Below are 15,581 nucleotides of genomic sequence, written 5' to 3' on the forward strand. Positions count from 1 at the left end.
CGCCGCAACGTTATAAAAATTGCGCACAGCATTGCTTAAATTTTTTCATAGATCCGCAAATACAGGGCTGTTTCATGGTAATTTGCATATCTGTGGTCGGATCAAGAAAATACCATCGGCCATTTTGTTTCACAAAATGTGAAATTTCATGATGCACATGTGTCTGCTTGCCGTCGTGATAATGCGCTTTAAACTCTACCTGCGCATGTGTTTTATCCAGCTTTTCATTGGCCTGTACGACTTCCAGCTGCAGCCACTGATTTCCCTTGCTCCACGCCGCAATGGCTGGCACATCTAAAGCCTTTTGCTGGCCTGCCGCTGTGGTCTGCACAATGTATTCAATTTCCTGTTTAGCAAAAGCGCTATAGCGTGAACGCATCAGCTGCGCAGCGCTTTGCGCAAGAGCTTTACCGCTATGCAAAGGCTGACAGCACAGTACATATTCACCTTGGCCGCATGGACATAAACTTTCAGACATAATGCTCTCAAAAAAATAGCCTGCTATGTAGCAGGCTATTTTAACGGAAGTTCTGAATCAGGTTGAGTCCATTATGGCTCTGCTGAAGGTTTATTTTCCAAAGGAACAACATGGACTTTTTCAATCTTGTGGCCATCCATTGTCACGACTTCAAAAATGTGGCCATCTGCAGTCAGCTTTGCGCCGCTTTCAGGCAAACGGCCTAAATGGAACAAAATATAGCCAGAAAGCGTTGAATACTGCTCAGATTCATCGACTAAATCGCAGTCTAACAACAGCGATACGTGACGGATATCAGTCGAGCCATCCAGCATCAAAGTGCCATCTTCAAGGCTTTCTGCCGCAGTTTCCAGCGCATCTTCATCTGGAAACTCGCCAGCAATCGCCTCTAAGACATCAATTGGAGTCGCCACGCCTTCAATCGAGCCATATTCATTCAGTACTATCGCCATCTGCAGCGGCGCTTGACGCAGCTGTTCCATCACCATCAGCACTTGCGCATTTTCATGCACAATGACTGGTTCGCGCAGATGTTTTTTGAAATCCAGCACACCCGTTTCAATGTACTCATTCATAATTTTATGTGTCAGCACCACACCGGCAATATTATCCAGTTCGCCATGCGCAACAATCAGCCGTGAATGCGTTGTGCTCAGCAGCTGTTCGCGTATCGACTGCTCATCTTCATCCAAATCCAGCCACTCCAGTTCAGGACGCGGCGTCATAACCGACTTGACCGGACGTTCAGATAGGCCTAATACGCCCTGCACCATAACACTGTGGTAAACACCATTGTCTTCATCAAAGACTTCATCCGCAAATGCGCGGGTCGCAAGCACATCCTCATGGTCGGCATTTTGTGTTTCTGAACTGCTCTTACCGCCCAGCATACGCATAACAGCAGATGCCGTACGGTAGCGCAGGTCTGTCGTTGTCACTGTTTTTTCCTGATTGTGACGCATTGTCTGGTTCAGGAATTCAATCAGTACTGAGAAGCCGATTGCCGCATATAGGTAGCCTTTTGGAATATGGAAACCAAAGCCTTCTACCAATAAAGAGAAACCGATCATCATCAGGAAGCATAGACATAAAATGACTACTGTCGGATGACGGTTTACAAAGTTCATTAAAGGCTTAGATGCCCACAGCATAATGCCGACCGCAATGATGACGGCAATCATCATGACGGATAAGTGCTTCACCATGCCTACAGCGGTAATCACGCTATCCAGTGAGAATACGGCGTCCAGCACCACAATCTGCGCAATAACAATCCAGAATGTCGCATGAACTGGATTCTCTTCTTTTAACATTGGCTTATTTTCAAGGCGCTCACGCAACTCCATGGTGCCTTTAAATAACAGGAAAACGCCGCCAAATAATAAGATGAGATCACGCCCAGAAAATGGGTGTTCAAAAATATGGAACAATGGCGCAGTCAGCGTAACCACCCACGCAATAGATGCCAGCAGCACCAAGCGCATGCACAGCGCCAGCATCAGCCCTAATATCCGTGCTTTGTTCCGCTGTTCAGGCGGCAGTTTTTCCGCCAAAATAGCAATGAAAACAAGGTTATCAATGCCGAGAACAATTTCTAAAATAACTAAAGTCAGCAGTCCCACCCAAGCGGAAGGATCTGACATCCATTCAAAGATCATCTATTCTTCTCCTGAATATCATGCTGTTTGGGTATAGCATTCAAAATGTTCTGAGTAGATAACAGGCCTGCGCTGGCCAATTGGATATTTCGTTCTAAGTATTTTTTACGTGCCGAGTGACAACTATCACTGCCCATAGTCATGCATGTGTTGTGAATTAAGCTTTCAGTATAGCAATTCACCGTAAAATTTCACCCCTTTTATCAGATGCCTCACCAGCCTGCAGGTCCTGTAAAACGGCGCGTTGACATTCTCTTGTCATATTGCAAACTTAAACTAGAGGCATAAAAAATAAAGTGATAAGGTAATAAAAATAATGATGAACAGTATTTTGCAAATGACAGAAAAATTGAATAATCCATCTCCTAAAACAACTCAGCCGCTGGTGGCCTTATACTGCGGTTCACGCTCAGGCAACAATCCAATTTATAAAGAAAAGGCCATTGCTTTGGCCCAAGGCATCGCAGCGCACGGCTTTGGCATCGTATACGGCGGCGCCAGTATTGGCCTGATGGGACAAGTTGCAGACGCTGCAGTTCAGCAGGGCGGCGAAGCTGTCGGAGTCATTCCAGAATTTATGCTGGACTATGAAATCGCGCATCACAACTTAACCGAGCTGCATGTGGTGCGCAGCATGCATGAACGCAAAGCCATGATGGCGGAACGCGCCAGCGCATTTGTTGCTTTACCGGGCGGCTTAGGCACATTTGAAGAAATATTGGAAATTGCCACATGGGGGCAGCTTAATCAGCACCAGAAACCCATGATTCTATATAACGTAAACGGTTTTTATAATGCGCTGATTGCGCAGCTGGATCATGCGGTGCAAGAAGGTTTTCTGCCGCCGCAGCACCGCGCCAAGCTCATTGTCTGCAACGCATCACAGCAGATTTTCAGCGTCCTGAAAAACTTAAGCTGCCCAAAACAATTTGTAGTATAAGCCTCAAACAGCAAAAAGCGGGCTGAGGCCCGCTTTTTTACATCTGCTGCTTTGCCATATTTTATGCGCCAAATGAAGTCACAAAGGCATAGAACCATGGCAATGTTGTCGCCAAAATTACCGATAAAGCTAAACCGAACATCAGTTTCATCGCATCTTTACTGACATTGCGTGAGGTACGGTGCTTGCTGACATGATTAACAATCATCGAAATTGCAAATTCTCGGCCTGCGAGCAAGCCCAAGAACACCCAAGTGGTACTCATTGGAATATTGCTCCACTCTTTGAAAACCAAAAGAATCAGCGCATACATAAAGTCAACAATCGTCGCTGCGCGGACATCGGTCACATCTGTTTTTGTATCCACAATCTTTTGAATCGCGCCGCCGCGCTGATACAAAATAATGCCCAGCAATACCACAAAAACAGTAATCGCAAACATGAGGAATTCAAACGGCACCTGACGAGGAACATAAACGAAGATGTTCGCTAAGTCTTGGATCAGCCATTGGCTCCACAAAAAGCCCGTCGAAATCCACTGCAGCAGCACCCATTTAGCCGAGTGTTCCTGATCTTTTGTCTGATTGAAATACACCGTCATTTTGTTGGCGACAAAACGGTAAATAATGAGCGCCGCAATAAATGCAACCGCATAGCCCATCATTGATTTCACCATCATTGAGCCTAAACTCGCCGGAGAGAAGATTGTCAGGACAAGGAAAGTCGTACTGACAGGAATACCGTATTTCGTCAGCAAGAGCAGTAAAACCGGCGGCACAATGTAGAGCCACGTGATACCGCCTTCAGGGAATGGAATTGTTTCCAGACGTCCATACGAGGCATCGCCTACACCTGAAGCGTACCAGCCATAAGTGAGCACCACAGCCAAGATCGTACTGATGAAGATCCAAAGCACCCACCAAGGGCGATGGGAGTTAGACGAAATAAACGTACCGAGCGTTTGCGGCACATCATTTCCGACAATTGAATAGGCGGCTAAACAGAAGCCAATTACCATTAAAATTTCAATAGTCATAAAAAAAGCCTATATCACTTTCGGGGCAAATTGAGACACTGCTCGCCCACCATAAATTCGTGACAATACTATGGCATCATTATGACATTTTAGTGACACGCAATCTCTTTTACCGATAAAAAACGGGTTATATTGTAACCCGTTCCTATCAGTATTCAGCGTCTATTATTTGACAGCAATTTGATACACTGCCGTGGTTCCGCTGACCTCATTTCCGACTGCCAGCAGCGGTTTCCCATTTGGAGAATCTTGTGCAGCAATGAAAATCAGCCCCTCTGGCCCCAAATCTCCCTGCTTGGTAATTTCAGTTTGCGTAATATCCCGATGGTTAAAATATTGCACAAACTGCGCTTGAGCTGGATTGCTGATGTCATAGACCATAATGCCGCTGGCGCGCTCCAAGCCTATAAAGGCATATGTCTTCTTCCCGATTGCGCCTATAGCCAAGCCCTCAGGCTCTGGGCCTTTGTTATCGCTGCGGTCATCAAATTTAAAGCTTTCATGATTGCTGTTAAATTGCTGTGGAAATAATTCTGCTATTTTGCGTTCAAACTCGCTGCCTGAATCCCAGACAATACGTTTTGCAACAGGATCAACGATACTGAAAGAACGTCCCCCATAGGCATACAGTTTGTCATACGTCAATTTTCCATCTGCATCTAATATTGGGCGGCCTTGCGCATCTTTCTTAAATCCTTGAGTCCAGCTGATTGTTAAGCGCCCTATTTGTGAGTCTTTAATCAGGTTATCTGCGCAAATTTCACTGGCCTCAGCTGTTTTACATGCGCCAAATACGGTACTGTCTAATTTCGCCCCCTTAACTCCTGGGAAAATTTGACGTAAATGTGCAGCATAGTCACCTTTTAAATCAAAACCTGCTTTTTTAAACAAATGCTTTACACGAATTTCTTCGGCATAGCCTGCGTTTAAATCAGCACCTTCAAAATAGGCCTTTTCATCTTTAAGCCATTCACGCGCATCGCCTTCATTCGCCGTGACTAAATAGCTTTTACCATCCGCTTGATAATGCGCAATGGCATCAGGCATATACATGCCATATAAACCAGGCCAAGCCTTGATATTAATCATGCCTGCATCTTTATCACATTGCTCAACCGCTTGGCCTAAAGAGTTGAGTCCGGTCACACAATCTCTATCCCCTGCATCTAAAGCATTTTCAGGCAAGCTATGATCTTTGTAGCCCATTGGGAAAATATCGCTAAACTCTGCCTTGGCTATATCTAAAACCGCAATTGCGTTATTTTCCTGCAAGCTCACCCATGCGGTCTTGCCGTCTGCACTGACCGCAATATATTCAGGCTCTAAGTCTTTTGAAACTGCAGCGGTTTGTATGCCTTGAGCATAAACATCAGCATATTGACCTGTATCCGGCCCAAATATACGGACACCTAAATTTTCCAGCTCTGTTTTGCGGCTGTCCCATGCCTTGAAGTTCACAATTTTAGCTGACGGTTTCGCAATATCTGAAATATCAATAATGCTCACAGATCCTTCTGGATCAATGGCATAGCCTTCATTCGGCTCACCCTCATTTGCCGCCAAAACTTTTTTACCGTCTGGGGTAAAAGTCAGCATATCTGGTAAAGCGCCTACAGAAACTTGGCTGATATAACTCAAATCGCTGGCTTTAAAAAAAGCGACTATGCCATGTTGAGTTTTGTCTTCGGCCTGTACAGCTAAAGCCACAATCCCGTTGTTAACTGCAACACTATTGACCTCAGAGTTGGCGAGATATGTTTTCGCATCTAAAGAACGAATATATTTCGGCTGCTCAGGCTGCTGAAAATCTAAAACATCGACTACGCCCGCTTGCGCATTGACCACGAATAACCGTTTGCTCTTCGGGTCATACGCTGGAATTTCTGCCGCGCTTGCCCCAAAAATACCCGACTCATATGCGCCTATTTTCTGTAATTCAATCGTATTGGGTGTCACCTCTTCCGTTACCGGCGGCTGAGCTGTATTTTCCGAACCATGATCGCTGCCACCGCAGCCTGTTAATCCCGCTGTCAGTATAGACAGCAATAAAACTGAATATTTAATGTTCATTTTATGCATAACTGCTTATTAAAATGACATTTAATGTATTGGCACTAAATTTAACTGCCATGACAGCAAGGCTGCAATTTTCTTGCACCGCCATGACATAGCGCTCTCTATTTGTAACTGAGGCTCGAATTACTGCAAATTCATTGGAGCATTACATTAAACTATATAAAACCAACTGCTTTAGCTGCCTATGAATGCCACGCCATCACATCAAGCCTTACAGCCTGAATTTCGACTTTTGGTCTTATTGGTGTCCATCGGCTTTTTTATGCAAGGTTTGGACACCACAATTGTAAATACCGCAATTCCTGCGATGGCCCGCAATCTTCAGGAAGACCCGCTGCAGCTGCACAGTGTCGTTGTGGCCTATGTACTGTCTGTAGCTGCCTGTATTCCGCTGAGCGGCTGGCTGGCAGACCGTTTTGGCGTTCGAAATACCTATTTCAGCGCCATTATTATTTTCACGCTGGCTTCACTTGGCTGCGGCTTAGCCAGCTCTTTAAATGAACTGCTGTTTTACCGTGTCATCCAAGGCATTGGCGGCGCCTTGCTGCTGCCCGTTGGGCGGCTGGCGATGCTGAAAGTCATTCCGCGCACCCAATTTTTATCTGCCATGAGCCTGATGAGCCTTGCGGGCTTAATCGGCCCGCTGATTGGTCCAACTTTAGGCGGCTGGCTGGTTGAACATGTCAGCTGGCATTGGATTTTTTTAATTAATATCCCGATGGGCATTTTGGGCTGCATCATTACGTTCAAAGCGATGCCAAATGTCACTGAACCCAGCGTACCCAAGTTTGATTTATGGGGGTTTATTCTGCTGGTCATTGCTATGGCTGGCTTGTCTCTCGGCATTGAACAGTTTGCCAGCCCGCATAACCGCCTCAGCTTAAGCATTGGCCTGATTTTTTTAGGTATTTTGGCAGCGCTGATTTATGCCTACCACGCCCATACTCACCAAAATGCACTGTTCCGCAGCACGCTGTTTCAAAACCGTATTTATGCAATTGGCATCATCGGCAACTTCTTTGCCCGCTTAGGCGGCAATGCCATGCCCTTTTTGCTGCCGCTGATGCTGCAAGTAGCCTTTAATTTAGAGCCATTCGCCACTGGCCTGCTGATGATCCCGGCTGTATTGGGTTCATTGGCGTCAAAACCGATCATCCGCCAGCTGATTCAGCACTTCGGTTACCGCAATGTTCTGCTGGTCAACACCTTACTGGTTGGCGCTTGCATTGCCAGTTTCTCACTTAGCTCACCGCTGACACCGACCTGGCTGCTGACTGTGCATTTCTTTATCTTCGGCATACTGAACTCTTTGCAATTTGTTTCCATGAATACCCTGACGCTCAAGGACTTGCCGCAGCAAGATGCCAGCAGCGGCAACAGTTTCCTGTCCATGATCATGATGGTCTCTATGAGTATTGGGGTGGCTTTGGCAGGCACGCTGGTTAACATCTTCGGCGCTTATTTCGGCAATGCAAATATCCTCAGCGCATTTCATATCACCCTGATTTGCCTCGGCTGCATCAATCTGGTCACCGCCGTGATTTTCTGGCAGATTCCTAAAAATGCCGCGGTATAAGCACATTTGCAGAAAGCGTATAGTTCCAGCATGGGGTTCGCGCTATCATAGCTGCACCCCGATACTGAAAAGCTGACACAATGAAAAAATCATCTGCTCTTCCTGCTTATGCCCCTGCTTTGGGTGCAGCGGGCCTTGCAATGATTGCTGTGCTGGCTTATCTGCTGATCATGCCTCACCGTCCAGCCAGCGCCAAAGAATATCCAGTAAAAGGCTTTGATGTTTCACATCATCAAAAAGACATTCAGTGGCGCAAAATATCGCCTGAAAAATTTCAGTTTGTTTATCTCAAAGCCACAGAAGGCGGTGATTTCAAAGACACTAAATTTCAAGAAAACTGGCTGAATGCTCGAGAACAAGGTTTTTTGGTTGGCGCATATCATTTTTACCGGCTGTGCCGTGACGGTAAAATTCAGGCACAAAATTTTATAGACAGCGTACCCAATAAAACCGATGCCCTGCCACCTGCCATTGACTTGGAATATGACAGCAAATGCATCAACACCTACAGCAAAGAGCAAATGCTGCAGGAAATTCAATATATGCATGACCGCTTATATCGCCACTATGGCAAACAGCCGATCTTTTATGTCTCTAAAACTTTTTACAACATTGTTCTGGCTGGTGAGTTTAAAGATACACCGCTTTGGGTACGAGAGTATAAAGGCAAGCCAGACCTTAAAAATCAGCCAGAATGGCATTTTTGGCAACATACCAGTCAGGGGCAAATATCAGGTATTTCCACCGCAGTAGACCTGAATGTTTTTAATGGCAGCGCTCAAGATTGGCAAGCATTTTTACTGAAAAATGGCCTCTATCCGCACAAGCCTCTTAATAAATCTGCACAAAAATAAACCAGATCAAATGCTATAAAGCAAATAAAAACCATGCCGCAAGATGTATTTCCGTATGCCCCCTATTGAAAATCGACTTGGCGATTGCTGCCGGCTCAGCTGAATAAGCTCCAAGCTTGGCAGCCAATCCAGTTTCGTCTCTGGAACATCATCACCATATCCTCGCGGCATGCACCGCTAACCATAGTAAAGAATGATTTTTTCAGCCTTTAGGGCATTCCTTAGCATTTTTAATGCGCATTGCCAATGAACGCGCGGCACAGTCTGAATACTCTTCTGCAGGCTGCGAAAAACAGCAGATCCAGCCCATTTTATTGACACATCCGCAGCCCTCCACACTGACTTCACAAGGCACGAAAAGCGCATTAAGATGAAGACATGCGCAAAATCATTCACATCGATATGGACGCCTTTTACGCCTCTGTTGAATTGCGGGAGCGTCCTGAACTGCAGCACTTGCCGGTGGTCGTATCCTCACACCACCCGCGGGCAGTCATTTGTGCGGCCTCCTATCCTGCGCGGGAATTTGGACTGCGCTCAGCCATGTCGATGAGCCAAGCGCGTAAACATTGTCCGCATGTCTATGTCATAGAACCAAATTTTGAAAAATACCGTGCAGTTTCAGCACAAATTCATCAAATATTTCAAAAATACACCTCCATTATAGAACCGCTTTCCTTAGATGAGGCATATCTTGATGTGACAGAAAATTTGCTGAATCTTCCCAGCGCTACCGACGTTGCTGAGCACATCCGTGCAGACATTCTGCAAATCACAGGCTTAACTGCATCTGCGGGCGTTGCACCTAATAAATTTTTAGCCAAAGTGGCGTCAGACTGGCATAAACCGAATGGCATTTGCATTATTAAACCTTCTCAGGTGCAGACGTTTATTCAGCATTTACCGCTCAAAAAAATTCCCGGTGTAGGCAAAGTCACCTATGAAAAATTACAAGCGCTGCAGCTGCAGACATTGGGCGATCTACAGCAAATGGATGAAGCCGTACTTGTGCAGCATTTTGGCAAATACGGCAAACAGCTCTATCTCTATGCCCAAGGCATTGATGAACGTCCCGTGCATGCCAGCCGCGAACGGCAGCAAATTTCCAAAGAAACGACATTTGATGATGATCTGACCTTAACGCAGTGTGAATCCTATTGGCCAAAATTAATGGATCAGATATGGAACAGCTTAGACAAAAAAAAGCTGCAGGCGCGCGGTGTAACCGTCAAACTTAAGCTGAAAAACTTTCAAATTTTGCAGCATAGCAAAAGCTTCAAACATCCGCTGCACAATAGATTTGAACTGAATCAGGCGCTTGTGCAGCTTTTAGATGACATGCATATCTCCGATCACTTGCAATTTCGGCTCATTGGCATCGGTGTTTATCAACTCTCGGACATGCAAAGTGAAGCTCAGCTTTCTCTGCTTTAATCGGCCTCTTGATTAACTTTTACACAAAAGAATAAAATTAAAACAATTTGCTCTTCACATTGTTCAATTTTAGAGTAATCTATCTGCGCGGTACATTATCCATGTATACGCTGAGATGCTGAAAATCACCTTTACTTTCAGCATAATGTCCTGCGGTTGGCGTGACGATCAATCCGAATATTGCAGGACATCTCTGCTGCTACACATGGAATGCCTCTTCTGCTCTTCACCCCCTTCAATATGATATTCCTCAAAATCATCCTCACACTTCCTTGTGCAGTAATGCCTAAAATTCAAAATACCCAATCATTAGGAAAACAGGATCATGACTGTGCAGCGTTTACATATCTCAAAACGATTTTCTGAAATTGCAATTGCAGGGCATTTAATTCATTTAGCTGGACAGCTGGCTTCAGATACAAGTTTGGACATCACAGGTCAAACCCTGCAAACCTTAAAAATCATTGATGATTTTCTGGCAGATGCAGGTACAGACAAAAGCCATATTATGTCTGTGACCATTTATCTTAAAGATATTGAAAAAGACTATGCGGCATTTAATGCGGTTTGGGATGCGTGGGTTTCCAATATACAGGCGCTGCCCCGTACTTGCGTTGAAGCAAAAATGTATGCACCTGACGTACTTGTTGAAATGACCGTTGTTGCGGTAAAACCTTAAAAACGAGAAAAAGCAGACACTTGCCTGCTTTTAATCTGCAACATAATGAACATCAGCGGATTAAGCTCTCTTTAGGACTGGAATTGCCCTAACAGCTTGACCTTTTTCCGTTCCAAATCAGAATATAAATGATACTTCTTTAAGCCATTCGGCTTATGCAATACCTTTTGCTGTACAGGAAAATTTAAAAAATCCTCCCTCAATTGTAAGTATTCAGGCACATCTTCATAACGGACTACACGGTAACCTGCCATTTCCAGCAGCGCATCCTGATACTGTGATACTTGCTGCCGTTTCAGCACCATTGGATCATCCAAAGCAACAATAGCCGTTACTTGATGGTTTCGGTCTAAAACTACAAAGTCTGCCACCATATTTCGATATTTATTACGTGTACGGTAGTATTTAGTCGTCAGCAGTGCATCAAAAGACACATGTGCCAAAATGATATGGGCCGGCAAAATTTCCTTCAGCCGCGTGTAGGTCAACTGCTCATTGATGTTAAAAATCGCCCGCTGTTTCAGCGCGCTATCTTGCTGCTTGCCTCCAGTCTCTAAACTTTTCCAAGCAATCATCAACATGCATAGGAGCATTAAGCTCCCCATTACAATATAAATTGCCATGTTTCATAATCCTTTACATTTCTTATAATCTTTCGGACTGCACCCGCATATACTGCGTATCACTGACTATGCGGCCGTACGGTCTGTCTTATTGTTAGATTTTCCAATATAAAATTTGCTTCCAATCCTCTTGCATCGCGTTTGGTTTAAGCCAAATCGGCAAATGCACTGGGCTAGAACAGCAAAGGCAAATCATTTGCACTGTCTATCACTCTAGACCATTATTGAAAAACACTGCAAGGCCTTGCGCTTAAAGTGTCTAACAATTCCGATGAAATGCAGCAAAATAAAAAGGACGCCTAAGCGTCCTTTGGATTTAAGCTCAATTAAGCTTTTGATTTAGATTTCACTTTAGCTTTTGGCTTTGGTCCGCCAAACGGTTTTTTACTGTCACCTGTTTCACGCGGAGGCAAGCCTGTATGCTGCGTCAAAATCTGACCTTTTTTCGGACGCTGGTTTTGCGTTTGGCTTCGATTTCCGCTGCTGCCTGTACGTTTTTGTGAATCACCGGCAACACTTGAATTCTTCTTACGGGCAGACTGATATTGACCTTCCGTTCCAGCAGGCTGATAGGTTGGGATCAAATGCTGTTTCGAATTGCCAATCAAGTCCTGACGGCCCATTTCCTTCAAGGCATCACGAAGCAATGGCCAGTTATTTGGATCATGATAACGCAAAAAGGCTTTATGCAAGCGGCGGCGCTTTTCGCCTTTCACGATATCAACATTTTCAGTATAACGCGCTACTTTTGCCAGCGGGTTTTTACCTGTGTAGTACATCGTCGTCGCTGTTGCCATTGGTGACGGATAGAACGTTTGCACCTGATCAGCACGGAAACCATTCTTCTTCAGCCAAATTGCAAGGTTCATCATGTCATAATCGGTTGTACCCGGATGCGCAGCAATAAAGTAAGGAATCAGATACTGCTCTTTTCCAGCTTCTTTACTGTAGCGGTCGAACATTTGCTTAAAGCGGTCATAGGTGCCTATACCCGGCTTCATCATTTTATTCAATGGGCCTTTTTCGGTATGTTCAGGCGCAATTTTCAAATAACCGCCCACATGATGCGTCACCAGTTCTTTTACATATTCAGGGTTCAAAACAGCTAAGTCATAGCGCAGCCCAGAACCGATCAGAATCTTTTTAATGCCTTTAATCGCACGCGCTTTACGGTAAAGCTGTGTCAAAGGCGCATGGTCTGTATGCAAGTTTTGGCATACGCCTGGGAATACGCAAGAAGGTTTACGGCAGTTTTTCTCAATCTCTGGATCTTTACATGCCAGACGGTACATATTCGCCGTTGGACCGCCTAGATCAGAAATAATGCCTGTAAAGCCCGGCGCTGTATCACGAATTTTTTCTACTTCACGTAAAATAGACTCTTCCGAACGGTTTTGAATAATACGGCCTTCATGTTCAGTAATTGAACAGAATGTACAGCCGCCAAAACAGCCGCGCATAATGTTTACAGAGAACTTAATCATGTCAAATGCAGGGAAACGCGCTTCACCATATGCTGGATGCGGCAAACGCGCATAAGGCAAATCAAACACATAGTCCATTTCTTCCGTAGTAAGCGGAATTGGCGGCGGATTCAGCCAGACATCCCGTTCACCGTGTTTTTGCACCATTGCGCGCGCATTGCCCGGATTGGTTTCCAAATGCAAAATACGGTTGGCATGTGCATACAGCACAGGATCATTCACAACGTCTTCGTAGGCAGGTAAACGAATCACCGCTAGTTCACGCGGCGGCAATTTATGCTTAATGGCTTTTGATGCAGGCTGCAGCTGCACAATCTGTGTATCGTTGTCTAAATTATCGCCTTCACGGACAATCGGATTTGCAACGTGCTCTTTTTGAAAACCTTGATACTGGCTGGTGTCCTTGCCTTGTTCAATCTCACAACCTTCAATATCTTCAGTCATGACATAAGGGTTAATGATCGGATCAACACGGCCAATTGCATCGACATCATTCGAAGCAATCTCAACGAATTTTGCCTTTGATGGGCGGTTATGTTTATTCACAATAAACGCTGTACCGCGGACATCAGTAATATCTTGAATTTTCTCACCGCGGGCCAAGCGATGCATAATTTCAGTGATTGAGCGCTCGCCGTTACCATACATCAATAAATCCGCTTTTGAATCCATCAATACCGAACGGCGGACTTTATCTGACCAATAGTCATAATGCGCAATACGACGCAGTGATGCTTCAATCCCGCCTAACAATACGGGCACATCTGGATAAGCCTCACGAACACGCTGACAGTATACAGTCGCAGCACGGTCTGGACGCTTATTCGGCTGGTTATCTGGAGAATAAGCATCATCTGAACGGATTTTACGGTCAGCAGTATAACGGTTGATCATCGAATCCATATTGCCGGCTGTTACACCCCATGCAATATTTGGCTTGCCCAATGCACGGAATGCTTCAACATTTGTCCAATCTGGCTGGGCGATAATACCGACACGGAAACCTTGCGCTTCAAGCGTACGGCCAATAATGCCTGAACAGAAAGAAGGATGATCGATATATGCATCGCCGCAAACTAAAATAAAGTCACAGCTGTCCCAGCCGAGCTGATCCATTTCTGCACGTGACATCGGCAAAAATGGCGCAGGCTCAAAGCATGACGCCCAATATTTGTCGTAATCAAACAACGCTGTAGGCGCTGTTTGCATAGTATAAGCAGTAGACATGGCTAGCAATTCTCGGCTGGCAAGTGGAAGATCAGAAAATAGATCAAATACGAAAGCCGAGCATTTTACCATGAATTAACCAGCTCATGCTTGATTATAATTTATACAAAACCTCACAACTGATAAATAAGTTATCCATCGTCAAATAAAAAAAGGATACCTTTCAAAGCATCCTAAACTGGTGAATTTGATGTAATAAAAACAATCAGTTTTTCACAATATTTTGTGTCGTATAAAGGTCTGCTGTTACTTTATTTGCTAAAGCCTGCTCATATTTCTGCTGCATCATTGGCAAATGCTTTTCAATATTTGCCATACGTTTGGCAAATACATCGTCACTCATAAGAGGCTTAACATCAAATGCTTTACGGCGGTTGCTTTCAGCTTGAAATTTATTCCAGAAAACAATCGCGGCTTCGGGGTTATAGCCTGCTCGAGCCATAATATCCAAACCAATCAAATCCGCTTCAACTTCAATATTCCAGCCTTGAGGCAGCATGGCAGTTTGACTGGCAGCACTTGCAGCTGCAGATGCTAAACCGCCAACACCAGCTGTAGCAGTCAGCAATGCAACATTACTGGCCAGCAAAATAGAAGCCTTTTCGCGATTATGATCACGCAAAGAGTGTGCCATTTCATGTGCTATCACAAATGCCAGCTCATCGGGATTAAGCTTTAACCCCCAATATAAACCTGTATTGACAATAATTTTTCCGCCAGGCAAAGCATGGGCATTCAGCTCACCATTCAAATTTCCCTTGATTTCCCAATTCCAGTTTTTAGAGCCAGTACGAAAAACATCTGCTTCAGAACGCAAATTTTCTAAAACATTATTCAATTTGTTATCAATCACTAAAACCTGTTTATCCTTCGCCTGATTTACAAAACGCTTATAAGAACGTTCAGATTGAGCATTCCACATTTTTTCAGGAATCATCATAAACTGTTTACGCTCAGCTGCAGCTGTCCCCATATTCGTTGTGCTCATACAGCCAGTAAATAATAGGCAGCCTAATGTCATCGCAAAAAAATTAACATTTTTCATAAATCACCTTTGGCTATTAATAACAATCGAATTAAATACATTAAAGATAATTCAAAGTTAAAAATCAAAGTCATTCATCGGAATAAAAACCACCTGCCAAAAAATATTTTTTATATTTACTTTCAATATCTTATATGAACACCGAAACCATTAATTTATTCATATATATGCCTATTTCTGGATCCCTATTCATATTAAGCATTAATTATTTGACACAGTTCATACTATTTTAAATAATCGTAAATTTATATTAATAAGATTTAATTATAGGGTATATTTCACATTTTTAATCATTTTCGCATCTTATTTACAGTTTCAAAGTGACCCTGATCACACTTTGTAAACATGACTGTATAGATGATTCTTCCAGTATTTATATCTTTTATCGTATTAAAATGCACCCAACAAAACTCAAAAATTGAGCTGAATACTGAATAGCCCCCGATTTTGTAGACACCTTTTAGTTAGATC

At 44.2% G+C, this 15,581-nt stretch carries 13 protein-coding genes; 6 read left to right on the forward strand and 7 right to left on the reverse strand.

What is annotated here, in order from left to right; all coding sequences use genetic code 11:
- Positions 1 to 10: 10 nt before the first annotated feature.
- Together D7V32_RS03490 and D7V32_RS03495 are read right to left on the reverse strand one after the other, a co-directional pair.
- Positions 11 to 478 carry a YchJ family protein gene (locus D7V32_RS03490; protein ID WP_120401528.1) on the reverse strand — a complete coding sequence of 156 codons (468 nt, stop codon included), beginning with the start codon at positions 476 to 478 and terminating at the stop codon, positions 11 to 13.
- A gap of 71 nt (positions 479 to 549) precedes the next feature.
- Positions 550 to 2,136, reverse strand: coding sequence for a TerC family protein (locus tag D7V32_RS03495; RefSeq protein ID WP_120401529.1), 1,587 nt, complete (start codon positions 2,134 to 2,136; stop codon positions 550 to 552).
- 319 nt (positions 2,137 to 2,455) lie between these two features.
- Between D7V32_RS03495 and D7V32_RS03500 the strand changes: the two genes are divergently transcribed.
- Entirely contained in the window at positions 2,456 to 3,076 is a 621-nt protein-coding gene (locus D7V32_RS03500) for an LOG family protein (protein ID WP_120401541.1), read from the forward strand.
- Positions 3,077 to 3,137: 61 nt separating this feature from the next.
- Here D7V32_RS03500 and D7V32_RS03505 read toward each other — a convergent pair whose 3' ends face one another.
- Positions 3,138 to 4,112 (reverse strand): hypothetical protein, encoded by a 975-nt coding sequence (locus D7V32_RS03505; RefSeq protein ID WP_120401530.1) that lies wholly within the window; start codon positions 4,110 to 4,112, stop codon positions 3,138 to 3,140.
- A 165-nt stretch (positions 4,113 to 4,277) separates the two neighbouring features.
- Positions 4,278 to 6,182, reverse strand: coding sequence for a choice-of-anchor I family protein (locus D7V32_RS03510; protein WP_120401531.1), 1,905 nt, complete (start codon positions 6,180 to 6,182; stop codon positions 4,278 to 4,280).
- 190 nt (positions 6,183 to 6,372) lie between these two features.
- Here D7V32_RS03510 and mdtD point away from each other — a divergent pair, with 190 nt between their 5' ends.
- The 5 genes from mdtD to D7V32_RS03530 all read left to right on the forward strand — a co-directional run bounded on the left by mdtD (position 6,373) and on the right by D7V32_RS03530 (position 10,731).
- Positions 6,373 to 7,764 (forward strand): multidrug transporter subunit MdtD, encoded by a 1,392-nt coding sequence (mdtD, locus tag D7V32_RS03515; protein ID WP_120401532.1) that lies wholly within the window; start codon positions 6,373 to 6,375, stop codon positions 7,762 to 7,764.
- 140 nt (positions 7,765 to 7,904) lie between these two features.
- Positions 7,905 to 8,618 carry a glycoside hydrolase family 25 protein gene (locus D7V32_RS03520; RefSeq protein WP_228200167.1) on the forward strand — a complete coding sequence of 238 codons (714 nt, stop codon included), beginning with the start codon at positions 7,905 to 7,907 and terminating at the stop codon, positions 8,616 to 8,618.
- Positions 8,619 to 8,851: 233 nt separating this feature from the next.
- Positions 8,852 to 8,992 carry a hypothetical protein gene (locus D7V32_RS17195; protein ID WP_171407565.1) on the forward strand — a complete coding sequence of 47 codons (141 nt, stop codon included), beginning with the start codon at positions 8,852 to 8,854 and terminating at the stop codon, positions 8,990 to 8,992.
- A 4-nt stretch (positions 8,993 to 8,996) separates the two neighbouring features.
- A complete protein-coding gene (gene dinB, locus D7V32_RS03525; protein ID WP_120401534.1) occupies positions 8,997 to 10,052 on the forward strand; it encodes a DNA polymerase IV in 1,056 nt (351 codons plus the stop codon).
- Between the two features lie 325 nt (positions 10,053 to 10,377).
- A complete protein-coding gene (locus D7V32_RS03530) occupies positions 10,378 to 10,731 on the forward strand; it encodes a RidA family protein (RefSeq protein WP_120401535.1) in 354 nt (117 codons plus the stop codon).
- A 71-nt stretch (positions 10,732 to 10,802) separates the two neighbouring features.
- On the opposite strand, the gene D7V32_RS03535 is transcribed toward D7V32_RS03530, so the two are convergent.
- The 3 genes from D7V32_RS03535 to D7V32_RS03545 all read right to left on the reverse strand — a co-directional run bounded on the left by D7V32_RS03535 (position 10,803) and on the right by D7V32_RS03545 (position 15,110).
- The gene (locus tag D7V32_RS03535) at positions 10,803 to 11,354 is read right to left on the reverse strand and encodes a DUF2726 domain-containing protein (protein WP_120401536.1); all 552 of its coding nucleotides are present in this window, start codon (positions 11,352 to 11,354) and stop codon (positions 10,803 to 10,805) included.
- Positions 11,355 to 11,680: 326 nt separating this feature from the next.
- Entirely contained in the window at positions 11,681 to 14,065 is a 2,385-nt protein-coding gene (locus D7V32_RS03540; RefSeq protein ID WP_120401542.1) for a YgiQ family radical SAM protein, read from the reverse strand.
- 205 nt (positions 14,066 to 14,270) lie between these two features.
- Positions 14,271 to 15,110, reverse strand: a complete 840-nt coding sequence (locus tag D7V32_RS03545) for a M48 family metallopeptidase (RefSeq protein ID WP_228200166.1) — start codon at positions 15,108 to 15,110, stop codon at positions 14,271 to 14,273.
- Positions 15,111 to 15,581: the final 471 nt, after the last annotated feature.

This window comes from Acinetobacter tianfuensis (assembly GCF_003611465.1).
In the GTDB taxonomy this organism is placed as follows: Bacteria; Pseudomonadota; Gammaproteobacteria; order Pseudomonadales; family Moraxellaceae; genus Acinetobacter; species Acinetobacter tianfuensis.

Coding starts and splice junctions, on each gene's coding strand:
- D7V32_RS03490 (WP_120401528.1), bottom strand. CDS start 478: ATGTCTGAAAGTTTATGTCCATGCGGCCAAGGTGAATATGTACTGTGC.
- D7V32_RS03495 (WP_120401529.1), bottom strand. CDS start 2,136: ATGATCTTTGAATGGATGTCAGATCCTTCCGCTTGGGTGGGACTGCTG.
- D7V32_RS03500 (WP_120401541.1), top strand. CDS start 2,456: ATGAACAGTATTTTGCAAATGACAGAAAAATTGAATAATCCATCTCCT.
- D7V32_RS03505 (WP_120401530.1), bottom strand. CDS start 4,112: ATGACTATTGAAATTTTAATGGTAATTGGCTTCTGTTTAGCCGCCTAT.
- D7V32_RS03510 (WP_120401531.1), bottom strand. CDS start 6,182: ATGAACATTAAATATTCAGTTTTATTGCTGTCTATACTGACAGCGGGA.
- mdtD (WP_120401532.1), top strand. CDS start 6,373: ATGAATGCCACGCCATCACATCAAGCCTTACAGCCTGAATTTCGACTT.
- D7V32_RS03520 (WP_228200167.1), top strand. CDS start 7,905: ATGATTGCTGTGCTGGCTTATCTGCTGATCATGCCTCACCGTCCAGCC.
- D7V32_RS17195 (WP_171407565.1), top strand. CDS start 8,852: ATGCGCATTGCCAATGAACGCGCGGCACAGTCTGAATACTCTTCTGCA.
- dinB (WP_120401534.1), top strand. CDS start 8,997: ATGCGCAAAATCATTCACATCGATATGGACGCCTTTTACGCCTCTGTT.
- D7V32_RS03530 (WP_120401535.1), top strand. CDS start 10,378: ATGACTGTGCAGCGTTTACATATCTCAAAACGATTTTCTGAAATTGCA.
- D7V32_RS03535 (WP_120401536.1), bottom strand. CDS start 11,354: ATGGCAATTTATATTGTAATGGGGAGCTTAATGCTCCTATGCATGTTG.
- D7V32_RS03540 (WP_120401542.1), bottom strand. CDS start 14,065: ATGTCTACTGCTTATACTATGCAAACAGCGCCTACAGCGTTGTTTGAT.
- D7V32_RS03545 (WP_228200166.1), bottom strand. CDS start 15,110: ATGAAAAATGTTAATTTTTTTGCGATGACATTAGGCTGCCTATTATTT.